The following is a 19465-nucleotide window of genomic DNA, read 5'->3' as shown; positions in this document are numbered from 1 at the left end:
GAAAAGGCCCCGCGTCGCGGGGCCTCTCCATCCGGTGCGACGGGAACGCGCGGGTCAGTCCGCGGCGTCCTCGGAGACCTCCGGGCGGTCGACCAGCTCGACGTACGCCATCGGGGCGTTGTCGCCGGCGCGGAAGCCGCACTTGAGGATGCGCAGGTAGCCGCCCGGGCGCTCGCGGTAGCGCGGGCCCAGCTCGACGAACAGCTTGCCGACCGCTTCCTTGTCGCGCAGGCGCGAGAAGGCCAGGCGGCGGTTGGCGACGCCGTCGGTCTTGGCCATCGTGATCATCGGCTCGGCGACGCGGCGGAGCTCCTTGGCCTTCGGCAGCGTGGTGCGGATCAGCTCGTGCTTGAACAGCGAGGCGGCCATGTTCGAGAACATCGCGTCGCGGTGCGCGCTGGTCCGGTTGAACTTGCGGCCGGATTTCTGGTGGCGCATGGCAGTGGTTCCTTATCGAAGAATGGTGGTGCTGTTGGACATCGTTGTCGCCATCCTGGCGCTGGAGCTTCGGACTGCGGATGGTCCTCGCCGGCCTGTGCTCCCTGGCCGGGCGGGCCGCGGACATCGGGGTCCGTCGGCGGGTGGGTGCTGCACAAGGCCGAAGCCGCGCGCGACACCACTCGATGGATCATGGCTGCCATCCATGGCGGTGCAACACGGGCTCCGGAGAGCCCTGCCCGGCCAATCCGTGGCCGGGCGTTCGCCGACGCGCGAACTGCCGATAGGGCAGTTCGCAAGCGCGTCGGCTTACCCCATCATCCCGTGCGAGGCGACGCCGGCCGGCGGCCAGTTCTCGAGCTTCATGCCGAGCGACAGGCCACGCTGGGCGAGCACTTCCTTGATCTCGGTGAGCGACTTCTTGCCCAGGTTCGGGGTCTTGAGCAGCTCGACCTCGGTCTTCTGGATCAGGTCGCCGACGTAGTAGATGCTCTCGGCCTTCAGGCAGTTGGCCGAACGCACGGTCAGCTCGAGGTCGTCGATCGGACGCAGCAGCACCGGGTCCACGCCCGCCGTCGCCGGCTTGGCGGCGCCGCGGTCGCGCTGGGTGAAGTCGCCGAAGACGCTCAGCTGGTCGGTGAGGATGTCGGCGGCGGTGCGCACGGCTTCCTCGGCGTCGATCGTGCCGTTGGTCTCGATGTCCAGGACCAGCTTGTCCAGGTCGGTGCGCTGCTCGACGCGCGCGGCCTCGACCGCGTAGGCGACGCGGCGGACCGGCGAGAACGAGGCGTCCAGCATCAGGCGGCCGATCGCACGGGTCTCCTCGTCCGGACGGCGGCGGGCGGCGGCCGGCTGGTAGCCGTAGCCGCGCTCGATCTTCAGCCGCATGTTCAGCGCCATGTCCTTGGTCAGGTGGGCGATGACGTGCTCGGTGTTGAGGATCTCGACGTTGTGGTCGGTCTTGATGTCGCCGGCGGTCACGACGCCCGGGCCGGTCTTCTTCAGCTCGAGCGTGGCGGCGTCGCCGGTGCCCATGCGGATGGCGACGTCCTTGAGGTTGAGCAGCACCTCGAGCACGTCTTCCTGCAGGCCCTCGACCGTGGTGTACTCGTGCAGCACGCCGTCGATCTCGACCTCGGTGATCGCGAAGCCCGGGATCGAGGACAGCAGCACGCGGCGCAGCGCGTTGCCGAGGGTGTGGCCGTAGCCGCGCTCGAGCGGCTCGATGACGACCTTGGCGCGGTTGCCGGCGAGGCGCTCGATCTGGGGGCCGCGGGGGCGCAGAACCTGGTTGGCGGTAACCGTCATGTTTGTCGCTTCTCCTGCGATGGCCCGCCCGGCGTGGCGCGAGGGCGGGTGGCGTATTCGCTGCTGGAACCCCTTGCGGGGCGTCCGGTCCGCGCGACGGACCGGCCAGTGGGGGATGGACGGGGGCGCGGCACCCGGTCGGGCGCCGCGGCCACCACGGCCATTACTTGCTGTACAGCTCGACGATCAGCGCTTCGTTGATGTCGGCCGGCAGTTCGCCGCGGTCCGGGACCGCCTTGAACACGCCGGCGAACTTCTTGGCGTCGACCTCGACCCAGGACGGCGACAGGTCCATCTGCTGGGCGACGTTGAGCGACTCCTGCACGCGCAGCTGCTTGGCGGCGCGCTCGGACAGCGCGATCGCGTCGCCCGCCTTGACCTGGTAGGACGGCAGGTTGACCGGCTTGCCGTTCACGGTGACGCCGCGGTGGCTGACCAGCTGGCGCGCGGCCGGGCGGGTCACCGCGAAGCCCATGCGGTAGATGACGTTGTCCAGCCGCGTCTCGAGGAGCTGCAGCAGGTTCTCGCCGGTGTTGCCCTTCCGGTTCGACGCCTTCTTGTAGTAGTTGCGGAACTGCCGCTCGAGCAGGCCGTAGATGCGCTTGACCTTCTGCTTCTCGCGCAGCTGGGTGGCGTAGTCGGACAGCTTGCCGCGACGCGCGGTCGGGCCGTGCTGGCCGGGCTTCTGCTCCAGCTTGCACTTCGAGTCGAGCGCACGGGCGGCCGACTTCAGGCCGAGGTCGGCGCCCTCGCGACGGGCGAGCTTGCAGGTGGGACCAATGTAACGTGCCATGTTCTGCTCCTCAGACCCGGCGCTTCTTCGGCGGACGGCAGCCGTTGTGCGGGATCGGCGTGACGTCGATGATGTTCACGATCTTGTAGCCGACGTTGTTGAGCGAACGCACGGCAGATTCGCGGCCCGGGCCCGGGCCCTTGATGCGAACTTCCAGCGACTTGACGCCGTAGTCGAGCGCGGCCTTGCCGGCCTTCTCGGCGGCGACCTGCGCGGCGAACGGGGTCGACTTGCGCGAGCCGCGGAAGCCCGCGCCGCCCGACGTCGCCCAGCTCAGGGCGTTGCCCTGGCGGTCGGTGATCGTGATGATGGTGTTGTTGAACGAAGCGTGGACATGCGCGATGCCGTCGGTGACGACGCGCTTGATCTTCTTCTTCGTCTTGGCTTGTGCCGGCTTGGCCATGGTCGGGGTTCCTTACTTCTTGATGGCCTTGCGCGGGCCCTTGCGGGTGCGCGCGTTGGTCCGGGTGCGCTGGCCGCGCAGGGGCAGGCCGCGACGGTGGCGCAGGCCGCGGTAGCAGCCCAGGTCCATCAGGCGCTTGATCGACATGCCGATCTCGCGGCGCAGGTCGCCCTCGACGACGTACTTGCCGATCTCGGCGCGGAGCGCCTCGACCTCGGGCTCGGACAGGTCGCGGATCTTGGTCGTCGGGGTGACCCCGGCGGCCTCGCAGACCTGCTGCGAACGGGTACGGCCGATGCCGTAGATGCTTTGCAGGCCGACCCAGACGTGCTTCTGGGCAGGCAGGTTGACGCCGGCAATACGCGCCATGACGCGGTCTCCAAACTGGTAGGCGGCCGGGGCCCGAAGGCGACCGGCGGAGTGAATCGGAAATTTTAACAGGGTCTCGGGTCGTCAGGAAGCCCCGGGCGCTAGCGCCCGTGGCCACGGCATGGGGAGCGTGCCCATGCTCCGGCGAAGGCCCCGGCCTGCCGGCCCGGCGGTTGCCCGCCGGCCCCGGCGCCCGCGCTCCTCAGGCGCGGGCATGGGTCCGGTGCCACCCGCGCGCGAGACCGCCGCCCGGGTCGCCCATTTGCCGTCCCGGAGCATGGCCGGGACTGGCGGTATCACCGCCCTCCCCTTCGGGAGGGCCCGCCCGGGCCTCGCCCGGACGGTCGGCGGGGTCAGCGCGTGCGCGCCCCGCCTTTCAGGTTGGCCTTCTTCAGCAGGCTCTCGTACTGGTGCGACATCAGGTGGGCCTGGATCTGGGCGATGAAGTCCATCACCACGACCACCACGATCAGCAGCGAGGTGCCGCCGAAGTAGAACGAGGTGCCCAGCTCCGCGCGCATGAACTCCGGCAGCAGGCAGACCAGCACCAGGTACACCGCGCCGGCCGCGGTCAGCCGCGTCAGCACGCCGTCGATGTAGTCGGCGGTCGCCCGGCCCGGACGGATGCCCGGGATCAGCGCGCCCGACTTCTTCAGGTTGTCCGCGGTCTCCTGGGCGTTGAACACCAGCGCCGTGTAGAAGAACGCGAAACCGGCGATCAGCGCGGCGAACAGCACCAGGTGCAGGGGCTCGCCCGGCGCCAGCGCCTGCGCCGCGCGCTGCATGAAGGTCGCCGAGCCGCCGCTGGCGGCCTGGCCGAACCAGGTCGACGCGGTGGCCGGGAACATGATGATCGACGACGCGAAGATCGCCGGGATCACGCCCGCCATGTTGAGCTTGAGCGGCAGGAACGAGGTCTGGTTCATGTACGCGTTGCGACCACCCTGGCGCCGCGCGTAGTTCACCGTGATGCGCCGCTGCCCGCGCTCGACGAACACCACGAAGTAGGTGAAGGCCAGCACGATCACCGTGATCAGGATCACCGCGAGCGGCGTGATGTCGCCGTTGCGCGCCTGCTCCAGCGTGCCCATCACCGCGCCGGGCAGCCCGGCGACGATGCCCGCGAAGATGATCAGCGACACGCCGTTGCCGATGCCGCGCTCGGTCACCTGCTCGCCGAGCCACATCAGGAACATCGTGCCGGCGGTCAGCGAGACGATGGCCGTCATGATGAAGCCCGGGCCCGGGTTGTAGACCACCGGCAGGCCGCTGCCCGCCGCCTGGCCCTGCAGGGCGGCCGCGATGCCCGCAGCCTGGAAGATCGCCAGGAACACCGCGCCGATGCGCGAGTACTGGGTGATCTTGCGCCGACCGGACTCGCCTTCCTTCTGCATCGCCTTGAGCGACGGGAAGATCTGCGCGCACAGCTGCATGATGATCGACGCGGAGATGTACGGGATGACGTTCAGCGCGAACAGGCTGAAGCGCTCCAGCGCACCGCCGGAGAACATGTTGAACATGTCCACGATGGTGCCTTCCTGGGCCTCCATCAGCTGCAGCATCGCCGCCGGGTTCACGCCCGGCACGGGGATGTAGCAGCCGATCCGGTACACCAGCAGCGCACCGAGCACGAACAGCAGGCGCTGCCGCAGCTCGGTGAACTTGCCGAGGCCGCCACCCAGGCCGGCCATCGTGCTCGCGCTCCGCGCCATCGAGCCCTTACTCCTCGACCGAGCCGCCGGCGGCCTCGATCGCGGCGCGGGCGCCGGCCGTCGCGGCCACGCCCTTCACCACGACCTTGCGGCCGATCTCGCCCTTGTTGACGAGCTTGGCGCGCTTGGCCGTCGACGGGACCAGCTTGGCCTTGCGCAGCGCGGCGAAGTCGATCGTGTCGCCCTCGACCAGCGCCAGCTTGTACAGCATGACCTCGGCGCAGTCCTTGGCGGTCTTCGAGCGGAAGCCGATCTTCGGCAGGCGCATGTGCATGGGCATCTGGCCGCCTTCGAAGCCGGGCTTGATCTTGCCCTTGCCCGAACGCGCGAAGCTGCCCTTGTGGCCGCGGCCGGCGGTCTTGCCGAGGCCGGAACCGATGCCGCGGCCGACGCGGGTGCGCTCCTTGCGGGCGCCGTCGGCGGGCTTGAGGGAATTGAGTCGCATGATGGTCACTCCTCCACGCGGACGAGGTAGTGGAGCTGGTTGATCAGGCCGCGAACCTGCGGGCTGTCCTTGAGCTCCCGGACGTCGTTGAGCTTGTTCAGGCCGAGCGCGCGGACCGACAGGCGGTGGCGCGCCTGGGTGCCGCGCAGGCCGCGCACCAGGCGCACCTTCACGGTCCCGGACTGGGCGGCTTCGTTCTTCTTAGCCATTGACCAGGTCCTCCACCTTCTTGCCGCGCTTGGCCGCGATGGACCGCGGCGAATGCATGCCGGCGAGGCCCTTGACCGTGGCGCGCACCAGGTTGATCGGGTTGCGCGAACCGACGGCCTTGGCCAGCACGTTCTTGACGCCGACCGCCTCGAGCACGGCGCGCATCGCGCCGCCGGCGATCACGCCGGTACCCTCGGACGCCGGCTGCATGTACACGCGCGCCGCGCCATGGCCGGCCTTGACCGGGTGCCACAGCGTGCCCTGGTTGAGGTCCACGCGGCTCATGTTCTTGCGGGCGTACTCCATCGACTTCTGGATGGCGACCGGCACCTCGCGGGCCTTGCCGTAGCCGAAGCCGACCTTGCCGTCGCCGTCGCCCACCACCGTCAGCGCGGTGAAGGTGAACTGGCGACCGCCCTTGACGGTCTTGCTGACGCGGTTGACGGCGATCAGCTTCTCGATCATGCCGTCGTCGATTTCCTCGCGGTTGCGGTTGCGATCCCGGTCGCGACCCCGCGGCGAACGATCCTCTGCCATTTCGATGTGTCCTGTAACGAAGGGAATTTGCGGCTTGGCCGCTTATGGTTGTGGTCTGTCGCGGGTGTTCCGCGCCACCGGGAACCCGGTGGGGCGTCCGGCACGGGCCGTGCCGGCGGCTGGCAAGGCGTGGGGCCTGCGCCCCGCGCCTTCAAGGCTCAGAACTGCAGGCCGCCTTCGCGGGCCGCGTCGGCGAGCGCCTTGATGCGGCCGTGGTAGCGGTAGCCCGAGCGGTCGAACGCGACCTTCTCGATCCCCGCGGCCCTGGCCTTCTCGGCGATCGCGCGGCCGACCTTGGCGGCGGCCTCGAGGTTCTTGCCGCTCTTCAGGCCGTCCTTGACGCCGGACTGCACGGTCGAGGCGGAAGCCAGGACCGTCGCGCCGTCCGGCGTGAAGACCTGGGCGTAGAGGTGCTGGCCGGTGCGAAGCACGGACAGGCGCGGCACGCCGAGCTCGCGGATGTGCGAGCGGGTGGACTTGGCGCGGCGCAGGCGGGCGGTGTTCTTGTTCATGGTCTGCTCTCCGGAAGCTGAAGCGCCCTCAGGCCTTCTTGGCTTCCTTGCGGATGATGGTCTCGCCGGCGTACTTGACGCCCTTGCCCTTGTAAGGCTCCGGCGGACGGAAGGCGCGGATCTTCGCCGCGACCTCGCCCACGCGCTGCTTGTCGGCGCCCGACACCAGCACTTCGGTCTGGGTCGGCGTGGAGATCGTGATCCCCTCGGGCGCCGGGAACACCACCGGGTGCGAGAAGCCCAGCGCCAGGCTGAGGTCCTTGCCCTGCATGGTGGCGCGGTAGCCGACGCCGACCAGCTCGAGCTTGCGCTCGAAGCCCTCGGTGACGCCCTTCACCATGTTGGCGGTGATGGCGCGCAGGGTGCCGGTCAGCGCGACCAGCTCCTCGTTGGCGGCGGACAGCACGGCGTGGCCGTCCTCGACCTTCAGGTCGATGCCGGCCGGCTTCGGCACGCTCAGCGTGCCCTTCGGGCCCTTGACGGAGATGGAGTCCGCCTGGACGTTGATCTCGACACCCTTCGGCAGGGCGATCGGCTTCTTGGCGACGCGGGACATGGTCGTTTACTCCCTTAGGCCACGAAGCACAGGACCTCGCCGCCGACGCCCTGCTGGCGCGCCTGCGCATCGGTCATGATGCCCTTCGAGGTGGAGATGATCGCGATGCCCAGGCCGTTGAGGACCTTGGGCAGCGCGTCCTTGCCGCGGTACTGGCGCAGGCCCGAGCGCGAGACGCGCTGCATCTTCTCGATGACGGGCTTGCCCTCGTAGTACTTCAGCTCGATCTCGAGCTCGGCCTTGGCGCCGTTCTCGGTGACGCGGGAACCGAGGATGTAGCCCTCGTCCTTCAGCACCTTGGCGATGGCCACCTTGGTCTTGGACGACGGCATCTTCACCGTCGGCTTGCCGACCGCGGCCGCATTGCGCATGCGGACCAGCATGTCGGCGATGGGATCAGTCATGCTCATTCGAATTCACCTTATGAGTCGCACCGATATCCGCTTTCGCGAAAATCCGTAGGGAGGCGTGCCGCGGACGGCCCGCCGGGGAAATCACCAGGACGCCTTGCGCAGGCCCGGCACGTCGCCGCGCATCGTCGCCTCGCGCAGCTTGTTGCGGCCCAGGCCGAACTTGCGGTACACGCCGCGCGGGCGGCCGGTCAGTTCGCAGCGCAGCGTCAGGCGCGCCGGCGACGAGTCGCGCGGCAGCTTCTGCAGCTTCACCACGGCCTCCATCTTCTCCTCGTAGGAGGCGGTGGGGCTCGAGATGATCGCCTTGAGCGCCTCGCGCTTGGCGGCGTGGCGCTTGATCAGCTTCTCGCGCTTCTTCTCGCGGTTGACCATCGAGGTCTTGGCCATGATGTGTTGTCCTGTCAGTTCCGGAACGGGAAGCGGAAGGCTTCCAGCAGCGCCTTGGCTTCGGCGTCGGTCTTGGCGGTGGTCGTGATGGCGATGTCCATGCCGCGGATCGCGTCGACCTGGTCGAAGTCGATCTCCGGGAAGATGATCTGCTCCTTCACGCCCATGTTGTAGTTGCCGCGGCCGTCGAAGGAACGGCCCGACACGCCGCGGAAGTCGCGCACGCGCGGCAGCGAGATGTTCACCAGGCGGTCCAGGAACTCGTACATGCGGTTCCGGCGCAGGGTGACCTTGCAGCCGATCGGCCAGCCGTCGCGGATCTTGAACGAGGCCACGGACACGCGCGACTTGGTGACCTGCGGCTTCTGGCCGGAGATCTTCGCCATGTCGGCGACCGCGTTCTCGAGGATCTTCTTGTTGGTGGCCGCCTCGCCCACGCCCATGTTGAGCGTGATCTTGGTCAGGCGCGGGACTTCCATCGGGTTCGAGTAGCCGAACTGCTTGGTCAGCTTCGGAACCACTTCGTCCTTGTAGAACTTTTCAAGCCGGGTCATATGGGCATTCCTCAGGCGTCGACCGCCTCGCCACTGGAGCGGAACACGCGGATCTTGCGTCCATCCTCCAGGATCTTCGTGCCGATGCGCTCGCCCTTGCCGGAGGCCTGGTTGAACAGCATCACGTTGGAAATGTGGATCGGCGCCTCGCGCTCGACCACGCCGCCGGGCTGGCCGGCCTGCGGGTTGGGCTTGGTGTGCCGCTTGACGATGTTGACGTTGGACACGACGACCTTGTCGCCGATGACGCGCACGACGTCGCCGCGCTTGCCCTTGTCCTTGCCGGTGGTCACGACGACCTGGTCGCCCTTGCGAATACGGTTCATATTCTGTTCCTCCGCTCAGAGCACTTCAGGCGCGAGCGAGACGATCTTCATGAACTTCTCGGAGCGCAGCTCGCGGGTCACTGGCCCGAAGATGCGGGTGCCGATCGGCTCCTGCTTGTTGTTCAGCAGCACGGCCGCGTTGCCGTCGAATCGGATCAGCGAGCCGTCCGGGCGGCGGACGCCCTTGCGGGTGCGGACCACGACGGCGTCGTAGACCTCGCCCTTCTTGACCTTGCCGCGCGGGATCGCGTCCTTGACGGTCACCTTGATGATGTCGCCGATGCCCGCGTAGCGGCGCTTGGAGCCGCCGAGCACCTTGATGCACATCAGCTCCTTCGCACCGGAGTTGTCGGCCGCCTGCAGGTAGGACTGCATCTGGATCATGGTCTGTCCTCCTTACTCGGCCGCGCGCGAAACGATTTCGACGACGCGCCAGTTCTTGGTCTTGGACACCGGCGCGGTCTCGGCCAGGCGCACGGTGTCGCCCTCGTTGCACGCGTTCTCCGCGTCGTGGGCGTGCAGCTTGGTCGAGCGGCGGATGTACTTGCCGTACAGCGCGTGCTTGACCTGGCGCTCGACCAGGACGGTGACGGTCTTGTCCATCTTGTTGCTGACGACCCGGCCCTCGACCGTGCGCAGCACCTTCTCGATCTTCTTCTCGGTCATGGCTGCCGATTACTCCTTCGACGCCGACTGGGACTGGCCCAGGAGCGTGTTGACGCGGGCGATCTCGCGGCGCACGCGGCGGGCCTCGTGCGTCTTGGCCAGCTGGCCGGTGGCCGCCTGCATGCGAAGCGCGAAGCGCTCCTTGTGCAGCTCGGTCAGGTGGGCCTTCAGCTCGTCGGCCGACTTCTTGCGCAGTTCGTTCGCGTTCATCAGCGCACCGTCCGGGTCACGAATTGGGTGGTGACCGAGAGCTTGGCGGCGGCCAGGCGGAACGCCTCGCGCGCGACTTCCTCGCTGACGCCCTCGATCTCGTAGATCATGCGGCCGGGCTGGATCTGGGCGACCCAGTACTCCACGTTGCCCTTGCCCGAGCCCATGCGGACCTCGATCGGCTTCTTGGTGATCGGCTTGTCCGGGAACACGCGGATCCACATCTTGCCGCCGCGCTTCACGTAGCGGCTGATGGACCGGCGCGCGGCCTCGATCTGGCGGGCGGTGAGCTGCCCGAACGCGGTCGCCTTCAGGCCGTACTCGCCGAAGCTGACGGCATTGCCGCTCCAGCTCAGGCCCTCGTTGCGGCCCTTGTGCATCTTGCGGTACTTCGTACGCTTGGGTTGCAGCATGGCTGGTTACTCCCTCGCCTCGCGCTCGCGGCGCGGGCCACGCGGACGGTCGCTGCGGTCACGGTCGCCGCGCGGGCCGTCGTCCTGCTTCTCCTGGCCGACCTGGCTGAAGTCGAAGACCTCGCCCTTGTAGACCCAGACCTTGATGCCGATGATCCCGTAGGTCGTCTTGGCCTCGGCGAAGCCGTAGTCGATGTCGGCGCGGAGGGTGTGCAGGGGCACGCGGCCCTCGCGGTACCACTCCGAACGCGCGATCTCGGCGCCGTTCAGGCGGCCGGCGACGTTGACCTTGATACCCAGCGCGCCCAGGCGCATCGCGTTGCCGACGGCGCGCTTCATCGCGCGGCGGAACATGATGCGGCGCTCGAGCTGCTGCGCGATCGACTCGGCGACCAGCTGCGCGTCGAGCTCGGGCTTGCGGACCTCGGTGACGTTGATGTGCGCCGGGACGCCCATCATGTCGCTGACTTCCTTGCGCAGCTTCTCGATGTCCTCGCCGCGCTTGCCGATCACCACGCCCGGGCGGGCGGTGTGGATCGTGACGCGCGCGTTGTTGGCCGGGCGCTCGATGACGATCTTCGAGATGCCGGCCTGCGACAGCTTCTTGCGGAGCATGTCGCGGACCTTGAGGTCGGCGGTCAGGTACTCGGCGTACTGCTTCTTGCCGGCGTACCACTTGGACGTCCAGTCCTTCGAGATGCCGAGGCGGATGCCGGTGGGATGAACTTTGTGACCCATGATTACTTGCCCTCGCCGACGACGACGGTGATGTGGCTGGTGCGCTTGAGGATGCGCGTGCCACGGCCCTTTGCGCGCGCCATGAAGCGCTTCAGCGTCGGACCCTCGTCGACCATGATGGTGCGGACCTTGAGCTCGTCCACGTCCGCGCCCTGGTTGTTCTCCGCGTTGGCGATCGCCGACTCGACGACCTTGCGGATCATGTGGGCGGCCTTCTTGTCCGAGAACTTGAGCAGGTTCACGGCGCGCTCGGCCGAAAGCCCACGCACCTGGTCGGCGACCAGGCGGGCCTTCTGGGGCGAGATGCGCGCGGTGCGCAGGATTGCCTTGGCTTCCATGGTCATCTCCTTACCTGCTCTTCTTGTCGCCGCCGTGACCCTTGAAGGTCCGGGTGAGGGCGAACTCGCCGAGCTTGTGGCCGACCATGTTCTCGTTGATCAGCACCGGGATGTGGTTCTTCCCGTTGTGCACGGCGATGGTGTAGCCGACCATCTCCGGCAGGATCATCGAGCGACGCGACCAGGTCTTGATCGGCTTCTTGTTGCTGGCCGCCGTCTCCACCTTCTTCTGCAGGTGGTGGTCGACGAACGGGCCCTTCTTGAGTGAACGTGCCATGGCCTATCAGCTCCTGCGGTCGCGCACGATGAACTTCTGGGTGCGCTTGTTCTTGCGGGTCTTGTAGCCCTTGGTCGGGACGCCCCACGGGGTGACCGGATGCGGGTTGCCCTGGCCGGCCTTGGCCTCGCCACCGCCGTGCGGATGGTCGACCGGGTTCATGGCCGCGCCGCGGACGGTCGGCTTGACGCCGCGCCAGCGCTTGGCGCCCGCCTTGCCCAGCTTCTCCAGGTTGTGCTCGTCGTTGCCGACCTCGCCGATCGTGGCGCGGCACTCCGACGGCACCCGGCGCATCTCGCCCGAACGCAGGCGGAGCGTAGCGTACACGCCTTCGCGCGCCACCAACTGGACGCCGGCGCCGGCCGCGCGGGCCAGCTGCGCGCCCTTGCCCGGCTTCATTTCGATGCAGTGCACCGTCGAGCCCACCGGGATGTTGCGCAGCGGCAGCGTGTTGCCGGTCTTGATCGGCGCGTCGCGACCCGCGATCACCTGGTCCCCGGCCTTCAGGCCCTTGGGCGCGATGATGTAGCGGCGCTCGCCGTCGACGTAGCACAGCAGCGCGATGTGCGCGGTGCGGTTCGGGTCGTACTCGATCCGCTCCACGCGCGCCGGGATGCCTTCCTTGTCGCGCTTGAAGTCGATGATGCGGTAATGCTGCTTGTGGCCACCGCCGATGTGGCGGGTGGTGATGCGGCCGTGGTGGTTGCGGCCGCCGGTCTTGCCCTGCTTCTCGACGAGGGCCGCGTGCGGCGCACCCTTGTGGAGGTCGGGCGTCACCACGCGGACCGCGCTGCGGCGGCCGGGCGAGGTGGGCTTGAAGGTCATCAGTGCCATGGGTCCGGATCCTCTCGTCAGGCCGTGGCCATCACGTCGATCGACTGGCCGTCGGCCAGCGTCACGTATGCCTTGCGCCAGTCGCCGCGACGGCCCTGGCGGAAACGGAAGGCCTTGTTCTTGCCCTTCACGTTCACCACGTTGACCGCCTCGACCTTGACGTCGAACAGCTTCTCGACCGCCACCTTGATGTCGGCCTTGGTCGCGTCCGTCGCCACTTCGAAGACGTACTGGTTGGAAACTTCCTGCAGCCGGGCGGTCTTCTCGGACACGCGCGGCGCACGGATCACGCTGTAGAGCTTGGCGTCGTTCATGCCAGCCACTCCTCGATCTTCTTCACCGCGTCGGCCGTGACCAGGACGGTGTCGGCGCCCACCAGGGCGACCGGGTCCAGGCCCTGCACGTCGCGGACCTCCACGTAGGGCAGGTTGCGCGCGGACAGGTACAGGTTCTCGCTCGCCTCCTCGGTGACCAGCAGCGGACGCTTGCCGGCCTCGAGCTCCTTGAGCTTGCCGATCATCGCCTTCGTCTTCGGGGCGTCGATCTCGAACGACTCGACGACCTTCAGGCGGCCCTGGCGGTTGAGCTCCGACAGGATCGCGGCGATCGCGGCGCGGTACATCTTGCGGTTGACCTTCTGCGCGAAGCTGCGCGGCTTGGCCGCGAAGGTCACGCCGCCGCCGACGAAGATCGGGGCCGTCAGGGCGCCGTGACGCGCGCCGCCGCCCTTCTGCTTCTTCGACTTCTTGGTGGTGCCGGCCACTTCCGAGCGCGTCTTCTGCGCCTTGGTGCCGGCGCGGCCCGCGTTGCGGTACGCGACCACGACCTGGTGCACCAGGTCCTCGCTGAAGTCGCGACCGAACACGGCGTCGGAGACCGTCAGCTTGTTCTTGCTATTGGTGATGGCGAGTTCCATCGTCATCTCCTCCTCAGGCCTTGCTCGACGGGCGCACGACGACGTCGCCGCCGGGCGCGCCCGGGACGGCGCCGCGCACGGCGATCAGGCCACGCTCGGCGTCGACCTTGACCACGCGCAGGCGCTGCGTGGTCTGGGTCTCGGCGCCCATGTGGCCGGACATCTTCTTGCCCGGGAACACGCGGCCCGGGGTCTGGCGCTGGCCGATCGAGCCGGGCGAGCGGTGCGAGAGCGAGTTGCCGTGGGTGGCGTCGCCCATGCGGAAGTTCCAGCGCTTGATCGTGCCCTGGAAGCCCTTGCCCTTCGTCACGCCCTGGACGTCGACGATCTGGCCTTCCTCGAAGATGTCGGCCTTGATCTCGCCGCCCACTTCGAAGTCGCCGATCCTGTCGTCCGCCACGCGGAGCTCCCACAGGCCGCGACCGGCTTCCACCTTGGCCTTGGCCAGGTGGCCCGACTCGGCCTTGCTCAGCAGCGAGGCGCGCTTGACGCCGGCGGTGACCTGCACGGCGCTGTAGCCGTCGGTCTCGACGGTCTTGATCTGGGTGATGCGGTTGGGCGTGGCCTCGATCAGGGTCACCGGGATGGACTTGCCGTCCTCGGTGAAGATCCGGCTCATCCCGGCCTTGCGGCCGACGATGCCCAACGAATGCTTCTTCGCGGTCATGGGGCCGTCCTCAGGTCAGCTTGATCTGGACGTCGACGCCGGCCGCGAGCTCGAGCTTCATCAGCGCGTCCACGGTCTTGTCGTTGGGGTCGACGATGTCGAGCACGCGCTTGTGCGTGCGGGTCTCGTACTGGTCGCGCGCGTCCTTGTCGACGTGCGGCGACACCAGCACGGTGTAGCGTTCGATCTTGGTCGGCAGCGGGATCGGGCCGCGCACCTGCGCGCCGGTCCGCTTGGCCGTTTCGACGATCTCGCTGGCCGAACGGTCGATCAGGCGATGATCGAACGCCTTCAGCCGAATCCGGATCTTCTGGTCCGCCATGACGGAATTCCTCGTAGAAAGAGCGACGGGCCGGACGGCTTGGGTGCGCCCGGCCCCGGTTTGGCCTGTTGCCTGGAATGGAGCCCCGCCAGGCGGCGGATCCGGCGGTCCAACGCCCCGCCGCGCGGGACCCTGAAAAACCGAAGGCAGGCCGGAGACCGGCCCGCCCAGAAAGGGAAATCGCGAACGCGCCGAAAGGCCCCGCCAGATGTGTCCCGGGAATTCCCGGAACGGACGAGGCCCTGCCGCGCGACATCTCCCTGTCTGGCGAAGACGAGGCGCATCCTGCACCTCATTTCGCTGGACCGCGGCCCCTGGAAGCCAGGAAGCCGCGGTGGTCGTGCATTCTAGCCGGGTTCGGAGCCCTTTCGCAACCCCTTCACCCAACGAATAACGGGGCGAGCCCCGTTATTCCTCCCCGGGGTTATCCGGCGCCGGGCGCCGGATCAACCGCGGGCTGCTTCCTGGCGCCGCCGGAGGTGGATCCCCGCCTTCGCGGGGATGACCTCCCGGCCGCGCCGGGAGGTCACTTGAGGATCTTCGCCACCACGCCGGCGCCGACCGTGCGGCCACCCTCGCGGATCGCGAAGCGCAGGCCCTCTTCCATCGCGATCGGGTTGATCAGCTCGACCTTCATCTTCACGTTGTCGCCCGGCATCACCATCTCGGTGCCCTCCGGCAGCGTCACCGCGCCGGTGATGTCCGTCGTGCGGAAGTAGAACTGCGGGCGGTAACCCTTGAAGAACGGCGTGTGGCGGCCACCCTCGTCCTTCGACAGCACGTACACCTCGCCCTCGAACTCCGTGTGCGGGGTGATCGAACCCGGCTTGCACAGCACCTGGCCGCGCTCCACGTCGTCACGCTTGGTGCCGCGCAGCAGCAGGCCCGCGTTGTCGCCCGCCTGGCCCTGGTCCAGCAGCTTGCGGAACATCTCGACGCCGGTGACCGTCGTCTTGGTCGTCGGGCGGATGCCCACGATCTCGATCTCGTCGCCCACCTTGATCACGCCGCGCTCGATGCGGCCCGTCACCACCGTGCCGCGGCCAGAGATCGAGAACACGTCCTCGACCGGCATCAGGAACGCCTTGTCGATGTCGCGCTCCGGCTCCGGGATCCAGCTGTCCAGCGCCTCCACCAGCGCGATGATCGACGGCACGCCGATCTCCGACTGGTCGCCTTCCAGCGCCTTCAGCGCCGAACCCTTCACGATCGGGGTGTCGTCGCCCGGGAACTCGTACTTGCTCAGCAGCTCGCGGACTTCCATCTCCACCAGCTCCAGCAGTTCGGCGTCGTCCACCATGTCCGCCTTGTTCAGGTAGACCACGATGTACGGCACGCCCACCTGGCGGGCCAGCAGGATGTGCTCGCGCGTCTGCGGCATCGGACCGTCAGCGGCCGAGCACACCAGGATCGCGCCGTCCATCTGCGCCGCACCCGTGATCATGTTCTTCACGTAGTCGGCGTGGCCCGGGCAGTCCACGTGCGCGTAGTGGCGCGACGGGCTCTCGTACTCCACGTGCGCCGTCGAGATCGTGATCCCGCGCGCCTTCTCCTCCGGCGCCGCGTCGATCGCCGAGTAGTCCTTGAACTCGCCGCCGAAACGCTCCGCGCCCACCTTCGTCAGCGCCGCCGTCAGCGTCGTCTTGCCGTGGTCAACGTGACCGATCGTGCCCACGTTCACGTGGGGCTTGGTGCGCTCGAACTTGCCCTTGGCCATTGTCAGTAACTCCGTGGTGCGTGATTGATGTTTCTTGTGTCTTCGAGGACGGGCCCGGGGCCCGTCAGTTCTTCTTGACCACGGCCTCGGCGACGTTGGTCGGCGCCTCGGCGTAGTGGTCGAATTCCATCGTGAAGGTCGCGCGGCCCTGCGACATCGAGCGCAGCGCGGTCGCGTAGCCGAACATCTCGCCCAGCGGGATCATCGCGTTGATGATCTTGCCCGACGGGCTGTCGTCCTGGCCCTGCAGGATGCCGCGGCGGCGGGACACGTCGCCCATCACGTCGCCCAGGTAGTCCTCCGGGGTGACGATCTCGACCTTCATCATCGGCTCGAGCAGCACCGGGCTGGCCTTGTTGAAGCCTTCCTTGAAGCCCATCGAACCGGCGATCTTGAACGCCATTTCGGACGAGTCGACCTCGTGGTACGAACCGTCGACCAGGCGCACCTTGACGTCCACGATCGGGTAGCCGGCCATGATGCCGTTGGCCACCGCTTCCTGGATGCCCTTGTCGACCGCCGGGATGTACTCCTTCGGCACCACGCCGCCGACGATGGCGTTCTCGAACTCGTAGCCCTTGCCCTGCTCGTTCGGCGAGATCTCGAGCCACACGTGGCCGAACTGGCCCTTGCCGCCCGACTGGCGGACGAACTTGCCTTCGGCCTTGACCGGCTTGCGGATGGTCTCGCGGTACGCGACCTGCGGCTTGCCGACGTTCGCCTCGACGTTGAACTCGCGCTTCATGCGGTCGACGAGGATGTCCAGGTGCAGCTCGCCCATGCCGGAGATGATCGTCTGGCCCGATTCCTCGTCGGTGCGCACGCGGAAGGACGGGTCCTCCTGCGCCAGGCGGCCGAGGGCCATGCCCATCTTCTCCTGGTCGGACTTGGTCTTCGGCTCGACGGCCATCGAGATGACCGGCTCCGGGAACACCATGCGCTCCAGGGTGATGACGTGGTCCTGCGCGCACAGCGTGTCGCCGGTGGTCACGTCCTTCAGGCCGACCGCGGCGGCGATGTCGCCCGCGCGCACTTCCTTGATCTCCTCGCGGTTGTTGGAGTGCATCTGCAGGATGCGGCCCACGCGCTCCTTCTTCGACTTGACCGGGTTGTAGACCTGGTCGCCGGAGTTGAGCGTGCCGGAGTAGACGCGGAAGAAGGTCAGCGAACCGACGAACGGGTCGGTCATGATCTTGAAGGCCAGCGCGGAGAACGGCTCGGTGTCGAGCGCCTTGCGCGAGTCGGCCTGCTCGTCCTCGTCCACGCCCTGCACGGGCGGACGGTCGGCCGGCGACGGCAGCAGCTGGACGACGCCGTCGAGCATCGCCTGCACGCCCTTGTTCTTGAACGCGCTGCCGCAGAACACCGGGATGACCTCGGTCTTCAGGGTGCGCTCGCGCAGGCCGCCCAGGACGTCGTCCTCGGACAGGTCGCCCTCCTCGAGGTACTTCTCCATGAGCTCCTCGGACGCCTCGGCGGCGGCCTCGACCATGAAGCTGCGCGCCTCGGCGGCGGCGTCGGCCATCTCGGCCGGGATGTCGCGGTACTCGAAGATCGTGCCCTGCGAGGCGACGTCCCAGTGGACGTACTTCATCTTGACGAGGTCGATCACGCCCTCGAACTGGTCCTCGGCGCCGACCGGCAGCTGCATCGGCACCGGGTACGCACCCAGGCGCGACTTGAGCTGCTCGACGACCTTGCCGAAATTCGCGCCGGTGCGGTCCATCTTGTTGACGAACGCCAGGCGGGGCACCGAGTACTTGTTGGCCTGGCGCCACACGGTCTCGGACTGCGGCTGGACGCCGCCGACCGCGCACAGCACGAACACCGCGCCGTCGAGCACACGCAGCGAGCGCTCCACCTCGATGGTGAAGTCGACGTGGCCCGGGGTGTCGATGATGTTGAGGCGGTGTTCCGGCATGGACTGGTCCATACCCTTCCAGAACGCCGTGGTCGCGGCGGACGTGATGGTGATGCCGCGCTCCTGCTCCTGCTCCATCCAGTCCATGACCGCGGCGCCGTCGTGCACCTCGCCGATCTTGTGGCTGACGCCCGTGTAGAACAGGATGCGCTCGGACGTGGTGGTCTTGCCGGCATCGATGTGGGCCATGATGCCGAAGTTGCGGTAACGCTCGATGGGAGTGGTGCGCGCCACGGTGCTGTCTCTCTGTTGAGTCCACGCGACGCCAGGGCGTTGCGCGCGGAGTGTCTGGATGGCCCGATGCCGCCTTGCGGCGGCATCGTGCTTCGGCCGGGGCCGGCCCGGCGTGCGTGGCGCCTGGCGCCACCCGGCCCGGTCAGGGGCCGGTGGACATCGCCGGGATTACCAGCGGTAGTGGGCGAAGGCCTTGTTGGCCTCGGCCATGCGGTGCGTCTCTTCGCGCTTCTTGATGGCGCCGCCGCGGTTCTCCGAGGCGTCGATCAGCTCGCCGGCGAGCTTGCTCGGCATGCTGTTCTCGCCGCGCTTGCGGGCGGACTCGATCAGCCAGCGCATCGCCAGCGCCATGCGGCGGGAGGCGCGGACCTCGACCGGGACCTGGTAGGTCGCGCCGCCGACGCGGCGGGACTTGACCTCGACGGTCGGCGACACGTTGTCGAGCGCCTTCTCGACCAGCTCCAGGGCGTTGCCGCCCTTCTTGTCCATGACCTCCATGGCGCCATAGACGATGCGCTCGGCGACGGACTTCTTGCCGCTCTTCATGATCATGTTGATGAAGCGCGCGATGGTCTCGCTGCCGTGCTTCGGATCGGGCAGGACGGCGCGCTGCGGGGCGGAACCCTTGCGTGACATGTTCGATTACCCCTGGATCAGGACTTCGGGCGCTTGGCGCCGTACTTGGAACGGGCCTGGCGGCGCTTGGTGACGCCGGCGGCGTCGAGCGAGCCGCGCACGGTGTGGTAGCGCACGCCCGGCAGGTCCTTGACGCGGCCGCCGCGGATCAGGACCACCGAGTGCTCCTGCAGGTTGTGGCCTTCGCCGCCGATGTACGAGATGACCTCGTAGCCGTTGGTCAGGCGCACCTTGGCCACCTTGCGGAGCGCCGAGTTCGGCTTCTTCGGGGTGGTGGTGTAGACGCGCGTGCAGACGCCACGGCGCTGCGGGCAATCCTGCAGCGCGGGCGACGTGCTCTTGTAGGTTTCCGGGCGCCGGGGCTTGCGCACCAGCTGGTTGATGGTTGCCATCGGATCGGGACTCTGGTTCGCGGGAGGGACGCGTGCCCCTCGTGAAAACGACGGCAGGCCGATGCTTCCGGCCTGCCGAGACGGAAAAGTATAGCCCGCGCCTCGACGTAGCGTCAACGCGCGGCACCCTTGTCATCCCGCCCTTCCGTGGGCCGAACACGAGGCGGATCCGTCCGCCTCATTTCGGGGTCTGTGGGCGGCCCGGGGGCCGCCCGTGGCGC

The 19465-nt window shown here is 68.1% G+C and carries 31 protein-coding genes; all 31 read right to left on the bottom strand.

Translation table 11 applies throughout. The features are described from left to right. Window positions 1-54 precede the first annotated feature (54 nt). Window positions 55-438, bottom strand: coding sequence for a 50S ribosomal protein L17 (gene rplQ, locus ACYU7H_RS06085; RefSeq protein WP_460813263.1), 384 nt, complete (start codon window positions 436-438; stop codon window positions 55-57). A gap of 309 nt (window positions 439-747) precedes the next feature. Continuing rightward, entirely contained in the window at window positions 748-1746 is a 999-nt protein-coding gene (locus ACYU7H_RS06080) for a DNA-directed RNA polymerase subunit alpha (RefSeq protein ID WP_460813262.1), read from the bottom strand. A 163-nt stretch (window positions 1747-1909) separates the two neighbouring features. Continuing rightward, window positions 1910-2539, bottom strand: coding sequence for a 30S ribosomal protein S4 (gene rpsD / locus ACYU7H_RS06075; RefSeq protein ID WP_460813261.1), 630 nt, complete (start codon window positions 2537-2539; stop codon window positions 1910-1912). Between the two features lie 10 nt (window positions 2540-2549). Then, window positions 2550-2942, bottom strand: a complete 393-nt coding sequence (rpsK, locus tag ACYU7H_RS06070; protein WP_460813260.1) for a 30S ribosomal protein S11 — start codon at window positions 2940-2942, stop codon at window positions 2550-2552. 12 nt (window positions 2943-2954) lie between these two features. After that, the gene (gene rpsM / locus ACYU7H_RS06065) at window positions 2955-3311 is read right to left on the bottom strand and encodes a 30S ribosomal protein S13 (protein ID WP_460813259.1); all 357 of its coding nucleotides are present in this window, start codon (window positions 3309-3311) and stop codon (window positions 2955-2957) included. A gap of 353 nt (window positions 3312-3664) precedes the next feature. Then, entirely contained in the window at window positions 3665-5002 is a 1338-nt protein-coding gene (gene secY, locus ACYU7H_RS06060) for a preprotein translocase subunit SecY (protein WP_460813962.1), read from the bottom strand. Between the two features lie 28 nt (window positions 5003-5030). Then, on the bottom strand, window positions 5031-5468 hold the full coding sequence (rplO, locus tag ACYU7H_RS06055) for a 50S ribosomal protein L15 (RefSeq protein WP_460813258.1): 438 nt from the start codon (window positions 5466-5468) through the stop codon (window positions 5031-5033). 5 nt (window positions 5469-5473) lie between these two features. Beyond that, complete coding sequence (gene rpmD, locus ACYU7H_RS06050; protein WP_460813257.1) at window positions 5474-5677, bottom strand: 50S ribosomal protein L30; 204 nt, start codon at window positions 5675-5677, stop codon at window positions 5474-5476. Continuing rightward, window positions 5670-6215 (bottom strand): 30S ribosomal protein S5, encoded by a 546-nt coding sequence (gene rpsE / locus ACYU7H_RS06045; RefSeq protein WP_460813256.1) that lies wholly within the window; start codon window positions 6213-6215, stop codon window positions 5670-5672. The genes rpmD and rpsE overlap by 8 nt, the downstream gene beginning before the upstream one ends. Window positions 6216-6373: 158 nt before the next feature. Then, on the bottom strand, window positions 6374-6727 hold the full coding sequence (gene rplR / locus ACYU7H_RS06040; protein ID WP_460813255.1) for a 50S ribosomal protein L18: 354 nt from the start codon (window positions 6725-6727) through the stop codon (window positions 6374-6376). A 28-nt stretch (window positions 6728-6755) separates the two neighbouring features. After that, complete coding sequence (gene rplF / locus ACYU7H_RS06035) at window positions 6756-7283, bottom strand: 50S ribosomal protein L6 (RefSeq protein WP_460813254.1); 528 nt, start codon at window positions 7281-7283, stop codon at window positions 6756-6758. A 14-nt stretch (window positions 7284-7297) separates the two neighbouring features. Beyond that, a complete protein-coding gene (gene rpsH / locus ACYU7H_RS06030; protein WP_460813253.1) occupies window positions 7298-7693 on the bottom strand; it encodes a 30S ribosomal protein S8 in 396 nt (131 codons plus the stop codon). A gap of 84 nt (window positions 7694-7777) precedes the next feature. After that, complete coding sequence (rpsN, locus tag ACYU7H_RS06025; protein ID WP_460813252.1) at window positions 7778-8083, bottom strand: 30S ribosomal protein S14; 306 nt, start codon at window positions 8081-8083, stop codon at window positions 7778-7780. A gap of 14 nt (window positions 8084-8097) precedes the next feature. After that, window positions 8098-8637 carry a 50S ribosomal protein L5 gene (gene rplE / locus ACYU7H_RS06020; RefSeq protein WP_460813251.1) on the bottom strand — a complete coding sequence of 180 codons (540 nt, stop codon included), beginning with the start codon at window positions 8635-8637 and terminating at the stop codon, window positions 8098-8100. A gap of 11 nt (window positions 8638-8648) precedes the next feature. Continuing rightward, window positions 8649-8963, bottom strand: coding sequence for a 50S ribosomal protein L24 (gene rplX / locus ACYU7H_RS06015; protein ID WP_460813250.1), 315 nt, complete (start codon window positions 8961-8963; stop codon window positions 8649-8651). A gap of 15 nt (window positions 8964-8978) precedes the next feature. After that, window positions 8979-9347, bottom strand: coding sequence for a 50S ribosomal protein L14 (rplN, locus tag ACYU7H_RS06010; RefSeq protein ID WP_460813249.1), 369 nt, complete (start codon window positions 9345-9347; stop codon window positions 8979-8981). A gap of 12 nt (window positions 9348-9359) precedes the next feature. Further along, window positions 9360-9629 carry a 30S ribosomal protein S17 gene (gene rpsQ / locus ACYU7H_RS06005; protein ID WP_460813248.1) on the bottom strand — a complete coding sequence of 90 codons (270 nt, stop codon included), beginning with the start codon at window positions 9627-9629 and terminating at the stop codon, window positions 9360-9362. Window positions 9630-9638: 9 nt separating this feature from the next. Beyond that, the gene (gene rpmC / locus ACYU7H_RS06000) at window positions 9639-9839 is read right to left on the bottom strand and encodes a 50S ribosomal protein L29 (RefSeq protein ID WP_460813247.1); all 201 of its coding nucleotides are present in this window, start codon (window positions 9837-9839) and stop codon (window positions 9639-9641) included. Continuing rightward, a complete protein-coding gene (gene rplP, locus ACYU7H_RS05995) occupies window positions 9839-10252 on the bottom strand; it encodes a 50S ribosomal protein L16 (protein WP_460813246.1) in 414 nt (137 codons plus the stop codon). The genes rpmC and rplP overlap by 1 nt, the downstream gene beginning before the upstream one ends. A 6-nt stretch (window positions 10253-10258) precedes the next feature. Continuing rightward, complete coding sequence (rpsC, locus tag ACYU7H_RS05990; protein WP_460813245.1) at window positions 10259-10990, bottom strand: 30S ribosomal protein S3; 732 nt, start codon at window positions 10988-10990, stop codon at window positions 10259-10261. Between the two features lie 2 nt (window positions 10991-10992). Continuing rightward, window positions 10993-11328, bottom strand: coding sequence for a 50S ribosomal protein L22 (gene rplV, locus ACYU7H_RS05985; protein ID WP_460813244.1), 336 nt, complete (start codon window positions 11326-11328; stop codon window positions 10993-10995). A gap of 10 nt (window positions 11329-11338) precedes the next feature. Then, entirely contained in the window at window positions 11339-11605 is a 267-nt protein-coding gene (rpsS, locus tag ACYU7H_RS05980) for a 30S ribosomal protein S19 (RefSeq protein WP_460813243.1), read from the bottom strand. Between the two features lie 6 nt (window positions 11606-11611). Further along, a complete protein-coding gene (gene rplB, locus ACYU7H_RS05975; protein ID WP_460813242.1) occupies window positions 11612-12439 on the bottom strand; it encodes a 50S ribosomal protein L2 in 828 nt (275 codons plus the stop codon). A gap of 17 nt (window positions 12440-12456) precedes the next feature. Next, entirely contained in the window at window positions 12457-12753 is a 297-nt protein-coding gene (gene rplW / locus ACYU7H_RS05970; protein WP_460813241.1) for a 50S ribosomal protein L23, read from the bottom strand. Further along, window positions 12750-13355 (bottom strand): 50S ribosomal protein L4, encoded by a 606-nt coding sequence (gene rplD / locus ACYU7H_RS05965; protein WP_460813240.1) that lies wholly within the window; start codon window positions 13353-13355, stop codon window positions 12750-12752. The genes rplW and rplD overlap by 4 nt, the downstream gene beginning before the upstream one ends. A 13-nt stretch (window positions 13356-13368) precedes the next feature. Next, window positions 13369-14022 carry a 50S ribosomal protein L3 gene (gene rplC, locus ACYU7H_RS05960; RefSeq protein ID WP_460813239.1) on the bottom strand — a complete coding sequence of 218 codons (654 nt, stop codon included), beginning with the start codon at window positions 14020-14022 and terminating at the stop codon, window positions 13369-13371. A 10-nt stretch (window positions 14023-14032) separates the two neighbouring features. After that, window positions 14033-14344 carry a 30S ribosomal protein S10 gene (gene rpsJ, locus ACYU7H_RS05955; protein ID WP_005408208.1) on the bottom strand — a complete coding sequence of 104 codons (312 nt, stop codon included), beginning with the start codon at window positions 14342-14344 and terminating at the stop codon, window positions 14033-14035. Window positions 14345-14870: 526 nt separating this feature from the next. Then, complete coding sequence (gene tuf / locus ACYU7H_RS05950; RefSeq protein ID WP_460813228.1) at window positions 14871-16061, bottom strand: elongation factor Tu; 1191 nt, start codon at window positions 16059-16061, stop codon at window positions 14871-14873. Between the two features lie 64 nt (window positions 16062-16125). Then, a complete protein-coding gene (gene fusA, locus ACYU7H_RS05945; protein WP_460813238.1) occupies window positions 16126-18216 on the bottom strand; it encodes an elongation factor G in 2091 nt (696 codons plus the stop codon). 168 nt (window positions 18217-18384) lie between these two features. Then, window positions 18385-18852, bottom strand: a complete 468-nt coding sequence (gene rpsG, locus ACYU7H_RS05940) for a 30S ribosomal protein S7 (RefSeq protein WP_460813237.1) — start codon at window positions 18850-18852, stop codon at window positions 18385-18387. Between the two features lie 17 nt (window positions 18853-18869). Beyond that, complete coding sequence (rpsL, locus tag ACYU7H_RS05935) at window positions 18870-19244, bottom strand: 30S ribosomal protein S12 (protein ID WP_460813236.1); 375 nt, start codon at window positions 19242-19244, stop codon at window positions 18870-18872. Between the last annotated feature and the right edge of the window lie 221 nt (window positions 19245-19465).

This window comes from Luteimonas pelagia (assembly GCF_054776035.1).
The sequence above is the reverse complement of the archived record's forward strand: the minus strand, read 5'-3'. Positions and strand labels throughout refer to the sequence as shown.